Raw genomic sequence first — 21,176 nt, 5'->3', positions numbered from 1 at the left:
TCCGCCCGGTCGGGAAGGAGATAATTGAATCGTGATGGGATTCCATAGTGATCAATGCACCAGCTGGGCTGATGTTGGAGGCGCAAAGAAAATGCGTCCAACAAATAGACCAAGGTTAGTGCGATCAGCGATATTGCTAAAGACGCTTGGCTTGCTCGTAATAATCGAATCTTCACGACTCGCCCGCAACAGTCACGTCATCATGAGGTGACGATGGTATTGGTTGCTGCGATCCACCGAATCCAGCCGTGCTCAAAATTGACCTGTCGACTTTGGGAGTCGCCGAGCTCTCCTGACATCGGTAGTTCAAATCGACCATCCTCGCAGCCCTGCCTCCCATAGTCAGCAAAGATAGCACCGTGGACACTTTCTCCGTGCCGAGAAACAATCGATCGTGAGATCGGGGAAGTGGTTACTGCTAGTCCGCGACAAACAGCTCGCTATTCTCATCGAATGGATCAGGCAGTGTCGAACTCGCAGGCAACGAGAAGGTCCGGTGCTCTTCGTTGGGTTGTTTTGGTAAACGCACTTATCGCAGCGTCGGCGTCGGCGATGTATGTCGCAGCGAAATGCCATCTCACCTGGCCCGAACCTGCGGATAGTGCACTCTCGATCGCCGGTGCGGTCGTTCTCTGGGTCCTCACGGCGAGTGTTGCAATCGTGCTGCTCGGAGTGTGCTGGTGGCAGCGACGCCCATGGTTGTGGTCCGATGTCGCTGTTCCGGTTCTCGTGGTGATCGCACTCGGGATCGCGGCCGCGGGGCAGCCACATTTCGATCAGTATCGGGCAGACTTCGAAACCGTTGCACAGCAACTACTTCAAGAACCTGACGATCCCTATTCCGATGGGTATCATCGTGATCTACGAATCGGCAGATTCGATATCTCCTATGCCAACGTCAGCAGTGAAGCCCACGTCTATTTCTATGACGCACGAGATGGATTGGACATCTTGGACAATCCCGGCTGGGTGTATGCACCCGATGGTGTGTCCGACAAGACCTTCAATCAGCTCCGGCTGGAAGACATCGGGGGCGGATGGTACCGATTCCCTCATCTTGTCGTTGACAGCTATTGAAACTCAAACCACCAGACCCTCCGCTCGAAGTCTCGGGCGAATGTGGTGACGCCGACCAGCATTCCTGAGGCGAAGGGAAGTAGGAGTACGAAAAGCGTCGTGAAGGTCAAGGCGGTGGCGGCGCGGCAACCGCCACCCCCCGTCGTACCAGCGCGAGCAGATGTCCCTGAAGTCCCAACTCTCGCCCCAACGCTGAACGAACCAGCCCGAAAGTGCGGCTGTCAGGATCAGTAGGAATATCGTCGCCAGTGACCATGCGATCTACCCTCGGCATTGCCCGCCAGGCCGCACACATCATCGGCGAATACAGCTCGGTGAAGTGCGGATGCGTCTCATGATGAAACAATATTGTTCGTCTGATGATCCGCACGGATTCCGAAAGCCGATACCCCGGACTTGCTCCGAGGTATCGGCCTGAGGTCAGAGGCAGAAGAAACTGAGGGAACTGATTGCCGCGTTCTGCTCGAGTTGGCCGGCATCTCCGACGTTGCCGGCGGCGACTGACAGATCTTGAAGGGAGAGAATAGCGTCCATTGTCATTTCCTTTGTTGATCGGCGTTCTTGCCGATGGATTTGATCGATCGAGTTTGCTTGCGGTGTTGATTTAATTCCAGGTTTTTCGCCTGGTACTTCTGTGCTCCAATCTGCCGTGGGTGATAACTTCCGAACAATTAGGCGATGTGGCAGTTCGACGCGCACATCAGTGGAAACGACTGTCGGGCAGTTGCCGATCGGGTATATCGGAGCAACGCCAGTATTCCTGCAGATCCGGTTGCCCAGTCTGTCGAGAGTCTCAGGTTCTGTTCACCTGGAAAGTGCAGGCCTCCTGCGTGATTGAGGCTGTGCAAGCCCAGAAGCTGAAACTGCTGTGCAAGCGTCTGTTCACAATCGGCGCCGGCGTATGGAGTCTTGGAGAGTTCGCTGAGAAACAGAATCAGCCCGGCTCGCCCGTTGAGTAGTCCGGCTTGGGCAGTGAATTCGACGGCGGCAGCGCGGGATATGGCAAGTAGCGCAGACGCGTAGCGCGGCTCGTCGACATGTCGAACAAGTTGAAGAAGTACCAGGCCCACACCGACAGACCCGGATCCGAGATACGGCATCGTCCGGCGCTCCTCTCTCAGCTGCATCGACCCGTCAGGGCACATCGACATCACAGACAGATCGATGTCGACGAGCTGGCGTGCGTGTTCCAGCGATCGAGGATCACCACTCAGTTCGTAGTGTTGAGTCCAGAACAGTGCTTGTCCGCTCGGTCCCCGCATCAGCCCACCTCGGCCGGCCACTGCCCAAGGTGTTCCGCCGGCGTCGCGGACATGCAAGCGAGCAGCTGAAATTCGTTCGCGCAGAGTCTCGGTCACGACAGCGAGAGTGGGTGACACAGTCGGTCGTGAAACCGATTCCTCGAGTAGGAGGCAACCGATTCCGGAAAGGCCGCTGAAAAGGCTGGAGTCGATGTCGTCGAGTGGGGCTCGACGCAAAGTCTCGACCCACCTGTCGGCTGTCGAATGTCGCCCGTGATGCCGAAAGGTGTGCACCGCACCCGCGAGCCCGTCGAAGAAGCCGAACTTTGGTTGAGTATCCGAATCAACTTGATGTTCAGTCCATTCCAGAACTGACTCCAAGGTGTCTGCGGGAAGTACATCGGCGAGCAGGTTTCCGCACGAGCCGTGCGCAATGCCGTAGCCGTTCACCTCGAACTGGGCGATGTCGCCGGGAAAGAGTCGATCAGCGCGGGCGAGATCAAGCGAGGCGAGGATGCCGCAGCGCAATAGAGCGGCCGTGCGTTGCAAGGTTTCGTTCGACGACGTGTCCCAACGATGCGGGCGATTCTTCGGCGCCGGCGCCTGTACGTCGAGCATCGAATAGAGCGAGGCACCGAAGGCGCGGGGAAGATCGAATCGAGACACCGCATAGTCGATGAGTTCGGGAATCTTGTTGCGATCGAGAGGGAACAATGTAGTAAGTGGAACAAAGAGTCCCAGCTCGATGCAGCCCAACGAGTATCGATCCGCCGCGATTCCTGTCAACTGTCGAGGTGCTGTGTATCCGGGGGCTCCGGTGGACCGGGGCGGATGCTCGTCGATGTTGTGGGCCATCTCGAAGTCGATGATCCGAATACCGGACGGTGAGCACATGACGTTGCCAGGGTGAAGATCGGCATGAACGATTCCGGCGTTGTGGAAGCTCTCGACTGAGGTAGTCAACTGTTGTGCAATGTCGAGTGCCCAGGTTCTGTATTCCGTTCGGGAACTGAGTGTCTGGTCCGCGCGTATCAGTGGGTGGCGGAGCGCAACTTCCTGATTCAGGGGAGTGCCGGCAGCGCGCTCGGTGACAAGGAAGTGGTGTCCCTCGCGCTCGAACAACCTGATCGCAGAAGGTGCGTACGGGTTGTCGGCAAGGTGGGTCAACTTGTCGTACTCGTTACGGATGCGGTCGATTGCGTACCGGCCGTTGGCGTCCGGGGCGGTAAAGGGACGGCCTTCTTTGATGACCAGATCGATGCCGGCGTCGTCGAACGCGGAGTAGATCCCCCCGCTGTTGCTGAAGTGCAGGGCTTCATTGATCGAATAGGGGAATTCGTCATGTGATTTCAGCTTGTCTTGCTGCGCGCGAACGAAGTCCGGGATTTGTACCCAGTCCGGAGTTCTGAAGGAAGTGCCGCGCACATCGGGTTCGAGCGATCCGTCAGGACGCCGAATTGCGGGGACGCGATCGCCGAATGAATCGTAGGTCTGCATGGGCAGATACGCGCCGTACCGTAAGTAGAGCGGTCCCCGGTTCCATCGCACATCGCTGAGGATGTACGGCCCGTCGGCACCGGTGACAAGCTTGTCCAGTTCGGTGATGACACGTTGTGTGGCAACACCATCCGCCGGATAGATCGTGATGAATTTTCCGCTGGAAGTTCGATTGGCCTGCTTGCTGTTGGACAACATGAGGTCTGCTGCCGTCCGAAGAAATTTGAACGGCACATGATTGTGACCGCAATACACGGAAACGGTATCGAGCAGCTCCTGCGCGTTGGCTTGGGTAGCGGAGCAGTGAATCTTCCATCCTTGTTCTGGCAGCAGACCGTCGGGCGGTTGGAAGTAGTTCCACGGTCCACTTTGGGGACCGCGCCGCCAGAGCGACCAATCCACCGACTTCGCGGGGATAAAGTGCTGGTCAGTTGATGTATCTGGTCGGGTGACCGTTCTGATTCGGTCGTAGAAATGCGGGTCGGCACGCGTGAAGGCAACGTATCGCAGGTCCACGCCAAACCTCCCAGTCAGTCCCCCTGCGGTTGTCATCGATTGGTGCCACGCCCCGAATCCCCTGTGGCTTGGATTGCTTGTGGCGGAAGGTTATCCGATTCCGGACATTTCGGGCGAAGATTGAAAACCTATCATTCGAAAGTACTAATGAATGGCGTGGGCCAGGCGAGGTCACTGATCGCCCAGCTTTTAGTCGGCCGCATTTGTTTCGAGTTCGGAGGCCCCCTCTTGACGAGAGGATCAAGTCGGTGGTAGTTCTTTAGCGAGCGCTAAGTCAGGGTGCTCCCTCGATCTCGGTCCGGTACCCGGCGCCACGAAACACGGGTGCCGGACCGCCCCAGCAATGCACGTCCTCGAAGGGAACGAAGATGACCAAGGCAGTGATCGTCGATGTAGTCCGGATCGCGTCCGGCAAGGGAAAGCCGGGCGGAGCACTGTCCGGGACGCACCCTGTCGAACTGATGGCCCACGTTCTGCGTTCCATCACCTCGCGAAACGGCCTCGACCCCGCCCTGGTGGACGACGTGATCGGCGGTTGCGTCGGCCAGGCCGGTGAGCAGGCGCTCAACATCACCCGCAGCGCGGTCCTGTCGGCAGGGTTCCCCGAGTCGGTACCCGCCACCACGATTGATCGCCAGTGCGGATCAAGTCAGCAAGCTGCGCACTTTGCGGCGCAGGGCGTGATCGCCGGGGCCTACGACATCGTGATCGCGGCAGGCGTCGAATCCATGAGTCGTGTCCCGATGGGTACCACGACGATGGGGAAGGACGCTTCCGGTCCGGGCGTCGCGGCTCGCTACCCCGAAGGCCTGGTCAACCAGGGAATCTCTGCAGAATTGATCGCCGCCAAGTGGAAGCTTGACCGCGACGCTCTCGACGCATTCTCCGCGCAGTCCCACCAGCGGGCAGCAGAGGCAGCGGCGAAGGGGCTCTTCGACAAGGAGATTCTGCCGATCTCGGTGACCAACGCCGCCGGTGAGACCGTCTCGCATATCGTCGACGAGACGGTTCGCGCGTCTACTACCGCCGAGGGACTCGCCGGTTTGAAGCCGTCGTTCTACTCGGAGAAGTACGCGCAGCGCTTCCCCGAGGCGCAGTGGTCGATCACTCCCGGTAACTCGTCGCCGCTCACCGACGGCGCGTCCGCAGCACTGATCATGAGCGAAGAAATGGCGTCGAAGCTAGGGCTGACGCCGCGAGCTCGTTTCCATTCCTTCTCCGTTGCGGGCGATGACCCGATCTTCATGCTCACCGCACCCATCCCAGCCACCCACAAGGTGCTCGCTCGCGCGGGTCTGAGCATCGACGACATCGACACCTACGAGGTCAACGAAGCCTTCGCTCCCGTTCCACTCGCCTGGGCTCACGAGTTCGGCGCCGACCCGGCAAAGCTCAACCCGTGGGGCGGCGCGATTGCACTCGGCCATGCCCTGGGGTCCTCGGGTACTCGTCTGCTGACCACGATGGTCAACCACCTCGAGGCCACCGGCGGACGCTACGGATTGCAGACCATGTGCGAGGGCGCCGGCATGGCCAACGCCACAATCATCGAACGCATCTGAAACACATAACCTTTCGAAAGGAACTCTCATGATCGTCAACGACAGCGTCGCCGTCGTCACCGGTGGAGCATCCGGCCTCGGCCTGGCTACGACCAAAGCCCTTCTTGCCGACGGTGCCAGCGTCGTCATTATCGACCTTCCGTCGTCCAACGGTGAAGCCATCGCCAAGGAACTTGGCGACCGGGTCCGCTTCGCGGCTGCAGACGTCACCGACGAGGCTGCGGTCACCGCGGCACTCGACGTGGCCGAGTCCCTCGGACCCCTGCGCGTGGCAGTCAACTGCGCCGGAATCGGCAACGCAGTCAAGACGGTCAGCAAGAAGGGCGCTTTCCCGCTCGACGCGTTCAAGAAGGTCATCGACGTCAATCTGATCGGCACCTTCAACGTCCTTCGTCTTGCTGCGGAACGTATTTCGAAGACCGAGCCGATCGACGGTGAACGCGGCGTCATCATCAACACCGCTTCGGTCGCAGCGTATGACGGCCAGATCGGGCAGGCTGCGTACTCCGCGTCGAAGGGCGGCGTCGTCGGTATGACGCTTCCCATCGCCCGTGACCTCGCGTCGCTGCTGATCCGCGTCAACACCATTGCACCAGGCTTGTTCAAGACCCCGTTGCTGGCCGGACTGCCCGAAGCAGCCCAGGCGTCGTTGGGTCAGCAGGTGCCTCACCCCTCTCGCCTGGGTGATCCCAGCGAGTACGGCGCGCTTGCTGCGCACATCGTTTCCAACCCCATGCTCAATGGTGAGACGATCCGCCTCGACGGTGCAATCCGTATGGCACCGCGGTAATTTCGGCTATCACATGACTGGCGAGGTGGAGTCGGTGAGCTCGGTGGCAGTGGACTGGAGGTCCTTCCCGCCGCTGGTGATGACCGACATCCTGATGGCTTCGCTCGAGCTGTTCGACGAGAATGGTTACCACGGCACGACGGTGCGCCAGATTGCCAATCATGTCGGGGTAACCGTTCCCGCGCTCTACTATCACCACGCGAACAAAGAGGCAATTCTCGTCGCTTTGTTCGAGGTCTCGATGAGTGAGCTGAATACCAGAACCGAAGCGGCAGAAGCGGAGGCCGGCGAAAATCCGGTACGACGCTTCGCCTTGGTGGTGGAGGCGATAGTTCTCTATATGACCCACCGGTCGCGGCATGCTGCGTTGGACACCGAGATCCGGCATGTCTCACCGGAAAGCCGAAGTCGATACGCCGCCAGTCGTAAGCGGCTCGAGTTGCTGATGCGCAGGATCGTCGACGACGGTGTGGCATCGGGAGATTTCGCGGTCACCGATACCGAAGAGACCGTCCGGGCAATACTCGGTATGGCGCAGTCACTGCCGCGTTGGTTCCAGACCGGCGGTCCGATGTCACCGTCGCAATTGGCGCAGAAGTACGTCGACATCGCTTTTCACACGGTCGGCTATCGGCCGTAAAGTGCATCGCTCGTGAACGAAGGTGGGCAACAGGTCGAAAACCTGTTGCCCACCTTCAGTATTCATACTTCGGCATTCACTCCGTGTCAGAGTCTCGTGACTTCGAGTCCGCCCTCGTGGTAGTCGGCGCGAAGGCGTTTCTTGTCGAACTTGCCGACGCTCGTCTTCGGGACTTCCTGAACCACGGCCCAGTTCTCGGGCAGCTGCCACTTGGCAACCTTGTCCGAAAGGTACTGTTGCAGTTCGGACATGGTGGTTTCGGAACCGGCGCGAAGGACAACCGCAACCAACGGGCGCTCGTCCCACTTCTCGTCCGGCACGCCGATGACGGCAGCTTCGGTGACGTCAGGGTGACCCATGACGGCGTTCTCGAGGTCGACCGAGGAGATCCATTCGCCGCCGGACTTGATGATGTCCTTGGAGCGGTCGGACAGGCTCAGGAAGCCGTCGGCCGTGATGGATCCGACGTCGCCGGTCTTGAGCCAGCCGTCGTTGAACTTGTCTTCCGCATCGACGCCGTAGTACGACCCGGTGATCCAGGGGCCGCGCACTTCGAGCTCGCCGACGGAAACGCCGTCGTGTGCAACAACTTTGCCGTCGTCGTCGATGAGACGTGCCTCGACGGATGCCGGGAATCGCCCCTGGGAGTAGCGGTACTTCCACATTGCGTCGCCGGTGACGCCGGCCGGCGGGCGGGCAACGGATCCGAGCGGGGAGGTTTCGGTCATGCCCCAGGCATGCAGGACCGAGACGTTGTGATCGGCTTCGAATGCGTGCATGAGGGCCGGCGGTACCGCGGACCCACCGATCAGAACCTCGCGCATCGAGGAGATGTCCTGCGGGTTCTGCTCGAGGTAGAGGTGCAGGCCCTGCCAGATGGTGGGGACGGCTGCGGCGAACGTCGGCTTCTCGCTGGCGATGATCGCAGCCAACGGGGCAGGCTGGAGGAAGCGGTCGGGCATGATCAGCGAAGCACCGATCATGAATGCGGCGTAGGGAAGTCCCCACGACATGGCGTGGAACTGAGGCACCACGGCGAGTGCACGATCGCCCTGCGCGAGGTTGGGGCCGTCGCTCATGCAGACCTGCATGGAGTGCAGGTAGATCGAACGGTGGGAGTAGACGACGCCCTTGGGGTCACCCGTGGTGCCGGACGTGTAACACATTGCGGCAGCGCTCAGTTCGTCGACCTCGGGCCAGTCGAACTCGGTGGGCTGATCGGCGATCAAGCCCTCGTAGGTGTGAACCTGCACTCCCTCGGGAGCTTCGAGTCCTGCAGTGGAGGAGCCGGTGACGACGATGTGTTTGACGGTGGTCAGCGACGGAAGCTGCGGAGAGAGAAGCGGAATCAGGGACGGGTCGACGATGATCACGCGGTCCTCGGCGTGATTGGCGACATGGATCAACTGCTCGGGGAACAGACGAATGTTCAGGGTGTGGAGCACAGCGCCCATCGAGGGGATCGCCAGGTACGCCTCGAGGTGCTCGGAGTTGTTCCACATGAACGTGGCGACTCGCTCGTCGCCCTCGACGCCGAGCCCGCGCAGGGCGTGCGCGAGCTGAGCACAGCGCTTGCCGACGTCAGCGTAGGACACACGGCGCGGGCCGGACTCGGTCCACGTGACAACCTCGGAGGCGCCGTGAACGGAGGCACCGTGGCGGAGAAGTTGAGCAATGGAGAGGGGGGCGTCTTGCATGGTGCTCAGCATGGGCTGCTCCTGTGTGGTGTGTGAGACCGGTGCTTTTGCCCACGGGTCGTCACAAACGATGTGCTGTGGCTGCCAGATTAGTCACAGCCCCGAAGTGCTCGCTAGTGACCCACTGCACTGGCGAAGAACCACGCTATGAGTAGCGCTCCCGGATCGACTACTCCGCGAGCGGCTTCGCCCACATAACTTGCACGTCCGCGGTTCGCGAGCATGGTTTCGGTCGACTCCGCCCCGGCCGCTGCGGCTTCCGCTGCGCTCGCCAGCGCAGCATCTCGATCGGCTTCCGAGCTCACGGATTGCTCCAACGACTCGACCGCCGGAACTATCGCGTCGACCATCGTCTTGTCGCCGACGCGTGCGCCGCCGAGCGAGGTGATGTTGTCGAGTCCCGCTCGCGCTGCAGCCGCGATCGCGCCGAGGTCGAGTTCGGAGTCCGCCGAGTCTGCGGCAACGCGGAAGAAATGCCGGAACCAGATGCCGAACAATGCGCCGGAGGTGCCACCAGCGTGGCCGAGGTACGCCTGTGAGACTGCATCGAATATCGTTGCGGTGGAGTACGTGTCACGGATCGCCGAGATGTCGAGTTGATCCAGTGCGGCCACCATGTTGGTCCCGAAATCGCCGTCGCCCGCTCGTCGGTCGAGATCGGTCAGTGCCGGTTCCTGATCCAGTACCTTCTCGGCCCAGTCCGCAATCCAGCTTCCGACGAAGCTGCTTTCGGCGGTGCGTGAGGTGTCGGGTGTGAATGTGGGACCGAAAGATTCGCGCGTGCCCATGCCGGTGTACTCACGCGCTATAGCATTCGGCCAGGCGGGCGCTTTTGTTGGTGCGTCCCATAATTCGAGGATTTCTTTGTCTGTGCGAACAAGGGTGATGGACGCGCCTGCCATGTTCAATGCAGTGACGAAGGTTCCGATCAGTGTCCGCTCGATGTGAATTCCCTGTTCGTCCAGATAATCTCCGAGTTCGGCGAACAGAAGTTGCAACTCCAGCGGGTGGGTGGCGCCGAGACCGTTGACGACGGCGATGACGCGGTCGCCTTCGGCGAGACTCAGGGACTTGATGATCGGGTCCGTCAGCCGCCGCACCAATTCCGGTGCGGGCAGGGCGTCCGCGCGTTCTGTGCCGCGTTCGCCGTGGATGCCGATACCGAGTTCCATCTGACCCGCCGGCAAGTCGAACGACGGCTCGTCAGCCCCCGGCAATGTGCATGGGCGAAGGGCGACGGCCATGCTCCGAGCGGAGTGCGCGACGTGTTGTCCGATCCGGGTCACCTCGGCCAGGTCGTCGCCGCGGGCGGCGGATGCGCCGCAGACCTTCTCCACCACGATGGTTGCCGCAGTACCGCGTCGCCCCGGGCCACTGCCGTCTGCGCGTTCGGTCGCGACGTCGTCGTCGACCAGGACGACGTCCGTATCGATCTTGTCCTCGCGTAGCAACTCTCGGGCGATACCGAAGTTCATCACGTCGCCGGTGTAGTTCTTCACGATGTGAAGGACGCCGCCGCCGGCGTCGGCAGCCTTGGATCCCTCGTGGATCTGAAGTGCATTGGGTGAGCTGAAGACCAATCCGGGGCAGACGGCTGTGAGCATTCCTTCGCCGATGAATCCGGCGTGCATGGGTTCATGGCCTGAACCGCCGCCGGAGACGAGCGCGACCCGTCCGCGGGGAAGTGGCCTTGCGCGTGTGAGGTACCCAGGGTCGGGATTCCACGCGATGTCGTCGGTGGATGCGATCAACCCACGGAGTGCGTCGGGAACAAATGTCTTTGCGCTGCGCATGAACATCACTTCAGAGTAGGTCTAACGTCGACTTCGGGCACGGATCACGATCGACGAGAGGTGGACGGCGTGAAATTGGGGTTGGTACTTGCCGGTGGCGGCGTTGCGGGAATCGCCTGGGAAACAGGTTTTCTGTTGGGCCTTCAGGACAAATCACCGGACACTGCCGCTGCGCTGCTGACGGCGGACGTGTTGATCGGCACTTCCGCAGGTTCCACGGTGAGCGCTCAGATAGCGAGCGGCGTGACACTGCAAGAGCTTTTCGACGCACAAACAGCGGAGGCCACCGGGGAGCTCGACCCGAAGGTCGATGTCGAGGTACTCGGTCAGATGTTCGTCGACGCGATCGCAGGATCGCAGGACCGGGCCGAGCAGCTCCGTTTGCTCGGCGAAGCAGCGATGAGAGCCGATACCGTCGAACCTGCCGTGCGTCGCGCGGTCATCGAGGCGAGGCTGCCCAATCGGTTGTGGCCCGACCGGGAGTTGCGCATCCCGGCGATCAACGCACAGACCGGTGAGTTGAGGGTGTTCGGCAACGCTGACGGCGTAGAACTGATCGACGCAGTCGGAGCAAGTTGCGCCGTACCAGGGGTGTGGCCGGTAGTCGTGATCGAGGGCGAGCGGTACATGGACGGCGGAATGGCGAGTGGCTCGAATGTTCATCTGGCTGCCGACTGCGATGTGGTCGTGGTTCTTTCACCCGCAGCCGACCCCGCCCCGAATCTTCTGGGCGGCAGTCTACGAGAGGAAATCGACGTGATGACGCCCTTGCCCGTGCTGCCTGTCTTCGCCGACGACGCCGTCGTCGAAGCGATCGGAACGAACTCGCTTTCACCGACAACCAGGCGCCCCGCAGCCGAACTCGGCCGCGAACAGGGCCGTCGAACCGCCGACGAGATCGCCGCGTTTCTGGTGACGGCATGAGCGCCGCACGGATTGCCGTCGTCGTGCGCCCGGAGCAATCTCCGGAAGATCTGGTTCGACATGCCAGGTATGCAGACGAAGTCGGTATCGACGAGGTCTGGTTGTGGGAAGACTGCTTCTTCGGCGGAGGAATAGCCACTGCTGCAACTGTATTGGCTGAGACCGATCGCGTGGGTGTGGCGATCGGTGTGCTGCCGACCCCGATGCGCAACACCGCGATCACGGCGATGGAGATTTCAGCGCTGGTCAGAGTTCATCCGGATCGACTACGGGTTGGCTTCGGTCACGGCGTTCAGAGTTGGATGCGGCAGATCGGGGCCAAAGCCGAATCGCCGTTGACCCTCCTGCGGGAGCAGTTCGGAGCGGTGGAGAGGCTACTGCGCGGTGAGTCGGTGACGGTGTCCGGTCGATACGTGAATCTCACGGACGTGACGCTGGCGTGGCCACCGGAGACGGTGCCGCAGTTGCTCGTCGGCGCCACGGGGCCAAAGACTTTGGCACTCAGTGGCGAGTTGGCGCAGGGCACCGTGCTCTCGGGTGGGACGACCCCGGACGGCGTGCGTCGGGCGATCGCTCACATCGGGGCGTCGGATCACGAGGTTGTCGTCTACGTCATCTGTGCTTTCGGTTCCGGCGGTCGTGAGCGCGCCCTTGCCGAGGCCGCAGCGTCCGGTAGCGAGTCGCCGGAGGATGCGATTGCCGTGGGCAACGCGGCCGAAGTCGCGGCAGCAGCACGGCGATGGGTTGCAGCAGGTGCAACCACCGTGGTACTCCAACCGACTGTTGACGAGCCGGATGTCCGCGAGTTCATTCGCTTTGTCGCGCAGGAGGTTCAACCCCTGGTGGCGTAGTTCAGAAGGTTACTCTGGACAGAACCGCGTCGATGTCGGCAGTGCTCACGTCGCGATGTGTCACGAACCGAACCTTCCCGGCAACGGTGACCGCGCCGACATCGACAGCGGCGAGCTGAGCAACGGTGACCGACGGATCAGCTGTCGCGGCCAGAACGATGTTGGTGGCAGGTTCGTCGACGGCCCAACCGCGTTCACGAAGCCCCGACGCGAGGCGCTGCGCGTTGTCGTGATCGTCGGAGAGGCGAGCTTGTGAGCGCAACGCGACGATGCCGGCTGCGGCCAGCACTCCGCCCTGACGAACGCCGCCGCCGAGCATCTTGCGGATCCTTCGGGCTTCGGTGATCAATTCGGGTGATGCGGCGAGTATCGAGCCGACCGGCGCACCGAGTCCCTTACTCAGGCACACCTGTACGGTATCGGCGCCGGAAGTCAATTCGGTGGGCGAAACATCGAGTGCAGCAGCGGCATTCCAGAGACGGGCGCCGTCGAGGTGAATCTTCAAGCCGCGTGATCGCGCTGCGTCGACCAGCTTCGTCCATTCGGTCTGATTCATGACGGCACCGCCGGCGAAGTTATGAGTATTCTCGAGACAGAGCAGCGTGGTGTTCAACGCGAAGTACGGGCCGGGGGAGCCCGCCGCCTTCACAACAGTCTCGGGGGTGGGACGTCCGGGTCCGCCGTCGTGCGGCAACGCCATCGGCATTCCCTGGGCGAGCCAGGCAGCGGTGCCCAATTCGGAGCCCAAGACGTGAGAGTGTTCCGGTGCCAGGAACTGATCGCCGCGGTGAAGGTGCAGCATCAGCGCAATCAGGTTGCCCATCGATCCGCTCGGCACCCACAGTGCCGCCGGTAAACCCAGAGTGTGCGCCACCTCTTCCTCGAGCGCCGCCATGGTCGGGTCGTGATCGAGGACGTCGTCACCGACCTCGGCGTCGGCCATCGCCTTCCGCATCTCCGCATCAGGCTTGGTGACGGTGTCCGAGCGTAGGTCGATGTACGACGAAGTCATGGCTCATTCGATCAAGCCGCGTGTTCCGGCGTCAAACCGCGGTATTTCCAGGACGGCTCTTCCGGCCTGATAAATCGATATCGCTGAGGATGCCTTCCGTGTGATGATGAGCGTCGGCAATAGCCGGTGACGAGAACAAGAAGTGGAAGGGGACAGGCATGCGCGACTGGAAGCAAGCGTTGCACCTGCGCGGGCACTCACCCCGCGGTATTTCCCATCCCGCATTCGGGGAACAGAGCGGCGCTGGATATATGCCGTTCCCCATTTCTTGCATTTGCTCCTGACCCGTCTTCGTGTCCAGGAGTTTCACTCCTCGACACGAACTGAGAACTCTCATGCGGAACCCGAACCGCGCACTTGCTCACAGTTGGATGAACCGCCCCGTCCGGGTACTCAACGCCACGTACGAGTACCTCGGTGAAGTGAGCGCCGATCGTGCGGTCGTCCTGATCGCCACCGGCTCCGCGCAGTCCACCGAAGACGTGACCCCGATATTTCCGGTGCGCTCCAAGCACGTCGAAATCCCACTTCCGAGGACGATCCTGCTCGCCGAGTACGTGTACGTTGCTCACCGGGTGACGGTCACCGATTCCAGTCGGGCCACTTTTGCCGGTGTCTTCGACCGGGACGGTCGTCAATGTGCGTACTGCGCCGCCCGGGCAACGACCATCGACCATGTCCAGCCGCGGAGCCGTAACGGGCCCAACACGTGGGGAAATCTGGTGGCGTGCTGCAGTTCCTGCAATCAGCGCAAGGCGGATCGCACTCCGGCCGAGGCCGGTATGCGGCTGCTGTGGGAGCCGAAGGCACCTCGGCGCATCGAGAAAGTGCAGCAGGAGATCTGGCGTGAATTGAGTCGGACGTGACAGTCGAAGGGAGCCAGTGATGTGCGCTGACGAAATCTCCAATTTGGCTGAGCTTTTGCCGATCTCGGACGACCGGACGTGGTGGCAGGCGGAATGCCGAGGAGACCCCGAGCCGGACCGCTGGTTTCCCTTTCCGTCCGAGGGATACGACTACGCGACCGACGTGTGCAACAGGTGCCCGATTGCGGAATCGTGTCGCGAATTCGCCTCTGCCACTGGCCAGACCGGAATCTGGGGAGGAGTGAAGTTCGAGCAGGGCAGGATCGTCGCGGCGTGAGGGATCAGATTCCCGGCTCCGCGGCGATCGTACCGGCCGATACCGCCCGGCACAGAGCGTCGTGGTCACGTTCGGTTTGATCGGCGTAGAGCCGAGCAAACCGGGTGAGGGCGGTGTCGACCGTGTCCGAGGTTCCCAGGTAACCGGAAATCAGTGACGCGCCACTGGTTCGTGCGTGTCCCTTGGCCAGTAGGCGACCGCAGATCGCGACATAGTCGGTCAAGGCTGCTGCATCGATATTGTTCAGGTCCACAGAACCTTTCATGTTCCGGAACTGACGGACGTAGTACTGGCGGTCGTCCACGGTGCACCACCCGAGCAGTGGATCACTGACCGTCTGGAGAGCTTGCTGGTATTCCGCGACGCGTCGTCCTTGGTGGTCGTGCCAGGCCGAGTCGCCGTGCACGAAGGGCGCAACGACGGATCGGCGAGCCTGCTTGAGCTGCAAGAAGATGACGTCGTCCGGGATGCTCCCTTCGCACAGGGCCACATAGGCGCGCAGAGCGACACTCCCGACTCCGACAACCCGGTGCGCGACGTCGATGACGTTGTATCCCGAGACGACTCGGCGCCAGTGTGGTGCAAGGGTTTCGAGATACTCGTCCAGACCCTCCAGGAGGAAGTCGGTGTCCTGCGGCGTGAGTCGTGTTGTGAGCGGCGGGTTCTCGACCAACTGGCGCCGTCCGTGATCCTCGACGGTGAACCGCGGCACCGCATGGTCACTCGTACGCCGCCGGGCGCGCTCCGCGGCGCGCCTGATCTCGGCCAGCAACCCAGGATCGGTGACGTGGTCGGTGAGTCCGTCGAGATCGACCCGGTCGAAGGAGCGATCGAACAGTGGACGCTCGGACAGCTTCGCCAAGTGGAGGCGATACGCGGACACACACGAGGTTGTTGCTGTTTCGCATTGAGCTTCGGTGAGACCGTTCTGCCGACCGGCCACCCAGATGCTCGCAGCCAGCCTTCGTAGATCCCATTCCCAGGGGCCGGGATGTGCTTCGTCGAAATCGTTGAGGTCTATGACAAGTTCGCGTTCCGGAGATCCGTAGAACCCGAAGTTTCCGACGTGCGCATCTCCACAGATGACGGGAGTGATGCCGGTGGACGGCAGCTGCGCCATATCCTCTGCCATCAATCCGGCGGTACCGCGCAGGAATCCGTATGGCGAAGCGACCATTCGCCCCACACGGATCGGAACCAACCAGTCGAGTCTTCCCTCGTGTGCCGTGTTGACCTGATCGACCGGGTCACGTCGATCGGGTGGGGGCGTCCAGTCGCCGAGCGACGATCGCGCCACTCGCTTGCGCAGGCCTTTCCCGATCTTGCGACGCTCACTGCGGGGCGTCTGACGCGCCCGCAAAGTCGCCCTGCCGTCCGGTTCGTTCTCGAGAGCCAGCTGACCGGCAGGCCTGTTCAGCGGGTCCATGTCGGGCTCTCTTTCGTCGGGCGTGCGAAACTCGCGCTCGATCTTATGCCCGCCGGATTGTGCGCCGCGCGACGAGTTCCTTAACTACCCGCCTGGGCAATCAACTCGACAGCGCGGTCGGCGCACAGTTCAGGATCCGGCATTCTCCCGATACCGAGGCATTCGACAACGGCGAACGACGTATCCGGTGTCGTTTCCACGCCGAGCGCCCACCCGAAGTAGTGATTCCAGGCGAGTATGGCTCGGTGGCCACTGTGCTGCGGAATCTCGCTGCCCAGAACGAGTACTGCGTCGAACGCGGGGCCGTCGCACCAGATGACCGATTCGGCGAAGGTGGAGCTGGCGACGGCGACTACGTACCTGTGACAAGTCGATTCACTCGGAATGGCGATGTGTGCACGCATGGTCGCTCCTCCGGCTCGGTTGCGATCGGAGGGTTCCCCGTTGCCGGCGCCGAAAAAACGCTTGTCAGATTACGTCCCGGCCACAGATCTACGACGCAGACGGTGCCTGAGATGTTTTTGTGCTGCCCGCGCGACCGAGCGAGTCGAGAGATACTGTTCGGCCGGTATCAACCGGGAACCGAACAAGTAGAACCTTCGGGCTTCGTCGTGGTCGTGGGTGGCCGCGGAGATGAGCAGACGTTCGATCGCGGTGAACTTTCGCCCACCGGCGTAACCACTCATGTAGTCGATGTGATTCGTCATACTCGCTCTGGCGCTACGGTATTCGGTCAATGCAGCGTTCACGTTCCGATGTGAGTCGAGTGTGTCTGCCGGCGTCTCCGTCAGCATGTGCGCGGTCGCATCGACCAGCATCTGAGCGGTCTCGAGTGCCCACGAGCATCCGATACCCCACAACGGGTCGTTGGTTGCCGCAGCGTCGCCGATGAGTGCGAACCCGTTACCTACGGGTTCGGTGAGGGTTGTGGAGAAGTGTTTGGTACCAACGATCTTCCCGACGATGTGCTCTCGCCGAACAAGCGGAGCGCCGGGTAATGCGTTGGCGTACTCGAGGAAAGCAGTAGACAGGTCGTCAGCGAACGAGCCGAGCTTGTCGAGGGCAGGGAAGACGACCAGCACGCTGATTCCGCCGTCGTTGGGGAGCAGATAGGCGACGTCGGGATCCATGAACCACGACAATGACGTTTCTCCGCCGGGTCGTTCGAGTCCGGAGAGCTGGGCGAAATAGCTGAAACGCCCGTTGGATGCAGTCACGGAGTCGCAACGAGCGGATCGTGCGACGGTCGAATCCTTGCCGTCCGCTCCGACGGTCAATCGTGCTTCGACAGTGAAGACCGAACCCTGTTCGGTGCCGTAGACGCCTGCAGTAGTGCCGTTCTCGGTCAGCAGTCCGGAAACGCGATACCCGAGAAGAAGGTCGACGTTCGGGTAGTCGTTCGCGAGTTGGCGCAGTAGGGGGTCGAGAGTTTCCCTTCGGACGTTGAACCCAGGTGGCGGTGAGTTCTCTGCCGCGTCAGGGGTGATCACTCCCCAAGGGGTCCAGAATGTCGGAACGGTTTCCACCATTCCCAGGGCGAGCAGTTTTTCCGTGGCGCCGAGTCGTTGCAAGATCGGGGCACCGCACGGTTGCAGGTGGTGAGTGCACAGGACTTTGTGCGCCCGGATGTCGGAGCGAGCGTCGAGAAGCGCTATCCGCAGACCTTGCTGGGCGTACATGATGGCGGCCGCGCATCCCGCGATGCTCGCGCCGACAATCACAACGTCATACTTTTCCCGTGCCTTCGAAGTCACTCGATCAGCTTAATGCATAAGGTTATAACTTAAATATGACTGGATTCAGTCATCGTGTTCGGGCGTTAAGTCCCGAACTGCGGCCCGGATGGACTGTTCACGAAGCTCGTTCTCTCTGCGCAGTTCACGACGCCGTCGCCCGGCCTCGAATCGCTGCCTGGCGATTGTTCCGGTCGGCCGGAGTTGGGGTACCTCAGCCGGTTTCCCGTCGCTTCCCATCGCCACCATCGTGAAATAGCAACTATTGGTGTGGCGAGATTTTCCGAGAAGAATGTCTTCGGTTTCGACTCGAATTCCGATTTCCATCGAGGTGCGCCCGGTGTAATTGACGGAAGCGCTGAACGTGACGAGTTCGCCGACATGCACCGGCTCGCGGAACACCACACGATCCACCGACAGAGTCACGACGTAGGTCTGGGCATATCGACTCGCGCACGCATAGGCAACCTGGTCGAGAAACTTCAGAATCGTTCCGCCGTGCACGTTGCCCGAGAAGTTTGACATGTCCGGCGTCATGAGGACGGACATGGACAAGGTTTGTTTCGATGCTTGCTGCGATGCTTGCTTCAATTCAGGTAGGGAGTTCGATTCAGACATCAAGCGGGCCTCTTCGGTTCGGTGGACGGTGAAGAGACCGTATCCGGCAAAGAGGGTTACCCGCGCGTTCGGAAGAGCGCGGTGTCAGAGTTCGGGACAGTGCCCGTGTGGAGGACGTATTCGCTGGTGGCGACGGGGCCGGCCGCGCTCGACCTGAGATAGGGCTCGAGCGTCGAGCGGAGGTGCGCTGACATCGAAGCCCAATTCCCTGTGCTTCGAACGGCCTCGCGAAAGTCCTTCAACGCCGGTGCCTGGTCGCACAGTTCCTCGATGGGATCCGATCCGGCTGGTAGTTGCCACTCGAGCAGGTGGGAGGCCGAGCTCACCGACTCCAATCCGGCTGCTGCCTTCTCGAATTCGCTCGAGCTCGACCATGTCGTCGGTAGTGGTGTGATGCCATTCCACGCCGAGGCGGCCTCCCGGCGGAGTGCTGCTGCCCACCCGTTCTCCGACCACGTTGCGACGCAGATCTTTCCGCCTGGCCGGGTCACCCGCATCATCTCTGCGAGGGCAATCGAGGGGTCGGGACAGAAGATGATCCCGAAGATGCTGACACAGGCGTCGGCGCTCGAATCCGACCACGGCAGAGACTGTGCATCGCCGATCGTGAAAGTGGGTTCGGTAGTTCCGGGGCGAGGAATCCAGCGTTCGCGCGCGACCTCCAGCTGGCTGGCGGAGAGGTCGAGTGCGTGGACCGCGATCCCGGACTGGGCCGCCGGGAGCGTAAAGTTCCCCGTTCCGGCGCAGACGTCGTACGCCGTGCTCACGTGCCCGATCGAGCGCAGCGCCTCTGTCGATGCAGGTGAGAGTTGTTCGGCAAGAGGGGAATATGCCGCACCGTTCCAGTTTCCCCGATTCACGACAAGCTCCTTTCGACTGCGTCGATGACCGTATCGAGCGCTGCGCCTGCCGCACGCGCTGCTTCGCCGGGGTTGCGTTCCTCGATGGCAGCGATCAAGGGTCGGTGCTCGTCGACGTGGAAACCTGGACCGACACTGACGGCGGACAGCGAATCCGTCACGGCGGCAAGGACTCCCCGGTAGACGTCGATCAGTGCGGAATTGTGGGACGCCTCGACGATCGAAAGGTGCAAGGCCATGCCGGCTTCGACAGTGAAGCCGCCGACGTGACCGGGGTGGGCATTCCAGGCTGCATGTATCCGCGCGAGATCTTCGGGGGTGTGGCGCTGCGCTGCAAGTCGCGCGGCTTCGACCTCGAGTCCGCGTCGCAGGCTCAGTACGTCGAGAACGTCACCTCTGGCGAGCCGGCGCCCGAGTAATCCTTCGACCGGCGACGCCGCCATGACGTACACGCCGCCACCGTGACGAACGGACAGAACTCCGGCGTGTGCAAGCGCCCGTACCGCTTCGCGCATGGTGTTTCGGGCGACTCCCAATTCCTCGACCAATGCGGTCTCCGGCGGGAGTTTTGATCCGACGGGCCATCGGCCGGTCGATATCGCCTCCTCGATCGCCGCAGCGACGATGTCTACCTTGCGTCCGGAGTCGGACATGTGTGCCACCTCGGGTAAGTGAGTCAATGACTTTGCCCGAGGTTAGCGTGCTCTCACGAGTGGGTCAATGACTTGGGAATTATCCGCGTACGTCCAGGCTGCGGGCGTAGTGCTCCTTGAAGACCTCGAGATGCGCCCACGATTCCAAGCCGCTGACACCGTCGATGCCCCGGATTCGCTCGGACAGGGCATGGAGGTCGTTGGACGAGTTGGCGGCGACCGTCGCGATCACGTCGTATCGTCCGAGGGTCCGGGCGAGGAATTCGATTCCGGGCAGCGACTCGATCTCCGATACCGCGTTGTCGTCCCGTGAGCCCAGATTGACGCCGATGCCCATCGCGAGCGTTCGGCCACCACCTCGCCGCTTGACGACAGCGCCGACGCGCAGTGCCGTGCTCGCGATCAGATGATTGACCCGGTTGCGCACGGCGCTCGGCGACAGTCCGGTGTGTTCGGCCAGCTCGAGAAAGGGCATTCGCCCGTTGCGCTCGAGCAGTTCGATCAACGCGACATCTGTCGAGTCGAGTCGGATATCGGCTTGTAAAGCGGTCTCGGGCATGAAGATTCCCTTGATGACGTCGACGTAGACCAGCGTGCTCACGGATCGAACGCCACGTTGTGAGCGGAGTTCGGCGATGGCACGGTACAGATCGTCGTGACTGGGCACCCGAAGTTCCGCAATCACGTTGTACTGCCCGCTGACTGCCGAGATGTAGACGGCGGCCTCGGATGCGATCAACGCGTCCAGTACCGGGGTCATCGGTCCGGACACTGCGATCGAGACGTGTGCAAGCGCCTTCAACCCGAGAAGTTCGGGGTGCGCGACGGCCACTACGGACACCGTTCCCGAGTCGAGTAGCGCCTGCACTCTGGTGGACACCGCCGCTCGTGGGGCGTCGACCGCCACGGACAGTTCGCGGTACGTCGCTCGCCCGTTGCGCTGAAGTGCGGCAATGAGCTTGGAATCGAGATCGACCGTCATGGTTGCCCCAACTTTTCCAGAGATTTTTCTGTATGAGCTTCCTATTAGAACAGTCGCATGTGGCCATGAATGATGTGGATAAGTGCAGAAATGCTCGAAAACTCATACAAAAAAGTTGTATACCGCCTGGTCTGAAACTTTGATGCATTGCATAGCTCCAG

Annotated in this window: 19 protein-coding genes; 8 read left to right on the top strand and 11 right to left on the bottom strand. The window is 61.6% G+C overall.

The window, feature by feature from the left end; genetic code table 11:
* The first annotated feature begins 453 nt into the window (after positions 1-453).
* Positions 454-1,077, top strand: a complete 624-nt coding sequence (locus A0W34_RS27230; protein WP_063315512.1) for a hypothetical protein — start codon at positions 454-456, stop codon at positions 1,075-1,077.
* 671 nt (positions 1,078-1,748) lie between these two features.
* Here the strand turns inward: A0W34_RS27230 and lanKC are convergent.
* Positions 1,749-4,331, bottom strand: coding sequence for a class III lanthionine synthetase LanKC (lanKC, locus tag A0W34_RS27225; protein WP_081558579.1), 2,583 nt, complete (start codon positions 4,329-4,331; stop codon positions 1,749-1,751).
* A gap of 368 nt (positions 4,332-4,699) precedes the next feature.
* Here lanKC and A0W34_RS27220 point away from each other — a divergent pair, with 368 nt between their 5' ends.
* From A0W34_RS27220 to A0W34_RS27210, 3 genes are read left to right on the top strand one after another with little or no spacing between them, the layout of a single operon-like run.
* Positions 4,700-5,893, top strand: a complete 1,194-nt coding sequence (locus A0W34_RS27220; RefSeq protein WP_030536138.1) for a thiolase family protein — start codon at positions 4,700-4,702, stop codon at positions 5,891-5,893.
* 28 nt (positions 5,894-5,921) lie between these two features.
* Positions 5,922-6,683 (top strand): 3-hydroxyacyl-CoA dehydrogenase, encoded by a 762-nt coding sequence (locus A0W34_RS27215; RefSeq protein ID WP_003942978.1) that lies wholly within the window; start codon positions 5,922-5,924, stop codon positions 6,681-6,683.
* A 13-nt stretch (positions 6,684-6,696) separates the two neighbouring features.
* Entirely contained in the window at positions 6,697-7,323 is a 627-nt protein-coding gene (locus tag A0W34_RS27210) for a TetR/AcrR family transcriptional regulator (protein WP_081558578.1), read from the top strand.
* An 86-nt stretch (positions 7,324-7,409) separates the two neighbouring features.
* Here the strand turns inward: A0W34_RS27210 and A0W34_RS27205 are convergent, their stop codons facing one another.
* Together A0W34_RS27205 and A0W34_RS27200 are read right to left on the bottom strand one after the other, a co-directional pair.
* Positions 7,410-9,032 carry a long-chain fatty acid--CoA ligase gene (locus A0W34_RS27205; protein ID WP_003943212.1) on the bottom strand — a complete coding sequence of 541 codons (1,623 nt, stop codon included), beginning with the start codon at positions 9,030-9,032 and terminating at the stop codon, positions 7,410-7,412.
* Positions 9,033-9,133: 101 nt separating this feature from the next.
* Complete coding sequence (locus A0W34_RS27200) at positions 9,134-10,819, bottom strand: dihydroxyacetone kinase family protein (RefSeq protein WP_198035670.1); 1,686 nt, start codon at positions 10,817-10,819, stop codon at positions 9,134-9,136.
* Positions 10,820-10,873: 54 nt separating this feature from the next.
* Here A0W34_RS27200 and A0W34_RS27195 point away from each other — a divergent pair, with 54 nt between their 5' ends.
* Entirely contained in the window at positions 10,874-11,737 is an 864-nt protein-coding gene (locus tag A0W34_RS27195; RefSeq protein WP_058038372.1) for a patatin-like phospholipase family protein, read from the top strand.
* A complete protein-coding gene (locus tag A0W34_RS27190; protein ID WP_081558576.1) occupies positions 11,734-12,588 on the top strand; it encodes an LLM class flavin-dependent oxidoreductase in 855 nt (284 codons plus the stop codon). Before A0W34_RS27195 ends, A0W34_RS27190 begins: the two co-directional genes overlap by 4 nt.
* Before the next feature lies 1 nt (position 12,589).
* Here A0W34_RS27190 and A0W34_RS27185 read toward each other — a convergent pair whose 3' ends face one another.
* Positions 12,590-13,600: a threonine aldolase family protein gene (locus A0W34_RS27185; protein ID WP_064113627.1), complete on the bottom strand. Its 1,011-nt coding sequence runs from the start codon at positions 13,598-13,600 to the stop codon at positions 12,590-12,592.
* A gap of 335 nt (positions 13,601-13,935) precedes the next feature.
* Between A0W34_RS27185 and A0W34_RS27180 the strand changes: the two genes are divergently transcribed.
* Together A0W34_RS27180 and A0W34_RS27175 are read left to right on the top strand one after the other, a co-directional pair.
* Positions 13,936-14,466 carry an HNH endonuclease gene (locus A0W34_RS27180; protein ID WP_099697175.1) on the top strand — a complete coding sequence of 177 codons (531 nt, stop codon included), beginning with the start codon at positions 13,936-13,938 and terminating at the stop codon, positions 14,464-14,466.
* Between the two features lie 19 nt (positions 14,467-14,485).
* Positions 14,486-14,743: a WhiB family transcriptional regulator gene (locus A0W34_RS27175; RefSeq protein ID WP_003943196.1), complete on the top strand. Its 258-nt coding sequence runs from the start codon at positions 14,486-14,488 to the stop codon at positions 14,741-14,743.
* 4 nt (positions 14,744-14,747) lie between these two features.
* On the opposite strand, the gene A0W34_RS27170 is transcribed toward A0W34_RS27175, so the two are convergent.
* The 7 genes from A0W34_RS27170 to A0W34_RS27140 form a co-directional block, all read right to left on the bottom strand.
* Complete coding sequence (locus tag A0W34_RS27170) at positions 14,748-16,169, bottom strand: DUF2252 domain-containing protein (RefSeq protein WP_073513461.1); 1,422 nt, start codon at positions 16,167-16,169, stop codon at positions 14,748-14,750.
* An 80-nt stretch (positions 16,170-16,249) separates the two neighbouring features.
* A complete protein-coding gene (locus tag A0W34_RS27165) occupies positions 16,250-16,573 on the bottom strand; it encodes a DUF6292 family protein (protein WP_081558575.1) in 324 nt (107 codons plus the stop codon).
* A 69-nt stretch (positions 16,574-16,642) separates the two neighbouring features.
* Complete coding sequence (locus A0W34_RS27160) at positions 16,643-17,923, bottom strand: NAD(P)/FAD-dependent oxidoreductase (RefSeq protein WP_232329939.1); 1,281 nt, start codon at positions 17,921-17,923, stop codon at positions 16,643-16,645.
* 45 nt (positions 17,924-17,968) lie between these two features.
* A complete protein-coding gene (locus A0W34_RS27155) occupies positions 17,969-18,520 on the bottom strand; it encodes an acyl-CoA thioesterase (RefSeq protein WP_042451572.1) in 552 nt (183 codons plus the stop codon).
* 56 nt (positions 18,521-18,576) lie between these two features.
* Positions 18,577-19,380, bottom strand: coding sequence for a class I SAM-dependent methyltransferase (locus tag A0W34_RS27150; protein ID WP_081558574.1), 804 nt, complete (start codon positions 19,378-19,380; stop codon positions 18,577-18,579).
* Positions 19,377-20,033 carry a FadR/GntR family transcriptional regulator gene (locus A0W34_RS27145; RefSeq protein ID WP_050656993.1) on the bottom strand — a complete coding sequence of 219 codons (657 nt, stop codon included), beginning with the start codon at positions 20,031-20,033 and terminating at the stop codon, positions 19,377-19,379. Before A0W34_RS27145 ends, A0W34_RS27150 begins: the two co-directional genes overlap by 4 nt.
* Positions 20,034-20,112: 79 nt before the next feature.
* The gene (locus tag A0W34_RS27140; protein ID WP_042921480.1) at positions 20,113-21,015 is read right to left on the bottom strand and encodes an Lrp/AsnC family transcriptional regulator; all 903 of its coding nucleotides are present in this window, start codon (positions 21,013-21,015) and stop codon (positions 20,113-20,115) included.
* Between the last annotated feature and the right edge of the window lie 161 nt (positions 21,016-21,176).

Origin of the sequence: Rhodococcus sp. BH4, assembly GCF_002079265.1 — a bacterium.
GTDB classification, from domain to species: Bacteria; Actinomycetota; Actinomycetes; order Mycobacteriales; family Mycobacteriaceae; genus Rhodococcus_F; species Rhodococcus_F qingshengii.
Note: the sequence above shows the minus strand (reverse complement) of the source record. Positions and strands in the feature narration are given on the sequence as shown.

Excerpts from the sequence above, each read along its gene's own strand:
- A0W34_RS27200 (WP_198035670.1), bottom strand. The coding sequence starts at position 10,819 with ATGTTCATGCGCAGCGCAAAGACATTTGTTCCCGACGCACTCCGTGGG.
- A0W34_RS27165 (WP_081558575.1), bottom strand. The coding sequence starts at position 16,573 with ATGCGTGCACACATCGCCATTCCGAGTGAATCGACTTGTCACAGGTAC.
- A0W34_RS27140 (WP_042921480.1), bottom strand. The coding sequence starts at position 21,015 with ATGACGGTCGATCTCGATTCCAAGCTCATTGCCGCACTTCAGCGCAAC.
- A0W34_RS27190 (WP_081558576.1), top strand. The coding sequence starts at position 11,734 with ATGAGCGCCGCACGGATTGCCGTCGTCGTGCGCCCGGAGCAATCTCCG.
- A0W34_RS27205 (WP_003943212.1), bottom strand. The coding sequence starts at position 9,032 with ATGCTGAGCACCATGCAAGACGCCCCCCTCTCCATTGCTCAACTTCTC.
- A0W34_RS27185 (WP_064113627.1), bottom strand. The coding sequence starts at position 13,600 with ATGACTTCGTCGTACATCGACCTACGCTCGGACACCGTCACCAAGCCT.
- A0W34_RS27220 (WP_030536138.1), top strand. The coding sequence starts at position 4,700 with ATGACCAAGGCAGTGATCGTCGATGTAGTCCGGATCGCGTCCGGCAAG.
- A0W34_RS27175 (WP_003943196.1), top strand. The coding sequence starts at position 14,486 with ATGTGCGCTGACGAAATCTCCAATTTGGCTGAGCTTTTGCCGATCTCG.
- A0W34_RS27155 (WP_042451572.1), bottom strand. The coding sequence starts at position 18,520 with ATGTCTGAATCGAACTCCCTACCTGAATTGAAGCAAGCATCGCAGCAA.
- A0W34_RS27210 (WP_081558578.1), top strand. The coding sequence starts at position 6,697 with ATGACTGGCGAGGTGGAGTCGGTGAGCTCGGTGGCAGTGGACTGGAGG.
- A0W34_RS27180 (WP_099697175.1), top strand. The coding sequence starts at position 13,936 with ATGCGGAACCCGAACCGCGCACTTGCTCACAGTTGGATGAACCGCCCC.
- A0W34_RS27215 (WP_003942978.1), top strand. The coding sequence starts at position 5,922 with ATGATCGTCAACGACAGCGTCGCCGTCGTCACCGGTGGAGCATCCGGC.
- A0W34_RS27230 (WP_063315512.1), top strand. The coding sequence starts at position 454 with ATGGATCAGGCAGTGTCGAACTCGCAGGCAACGAGAAGGTCCGGTGCT.
- A0W34_RS27170 (WP_073513461.1), bottom strand. The coding sequence starts at position 16,169 with ATGGACCCGCTGAACAGGCCTGCCGGTCAGCTGGCTCTCGAGAACGAA.
- A0W34_RS27145 (WP_050656993.1), bottom strand. The coding sequence starts at position 20,033 with ATGTCCGACTCCGGACGCAAGGTAGACATCGTCGCTGCGGCGATCGAG.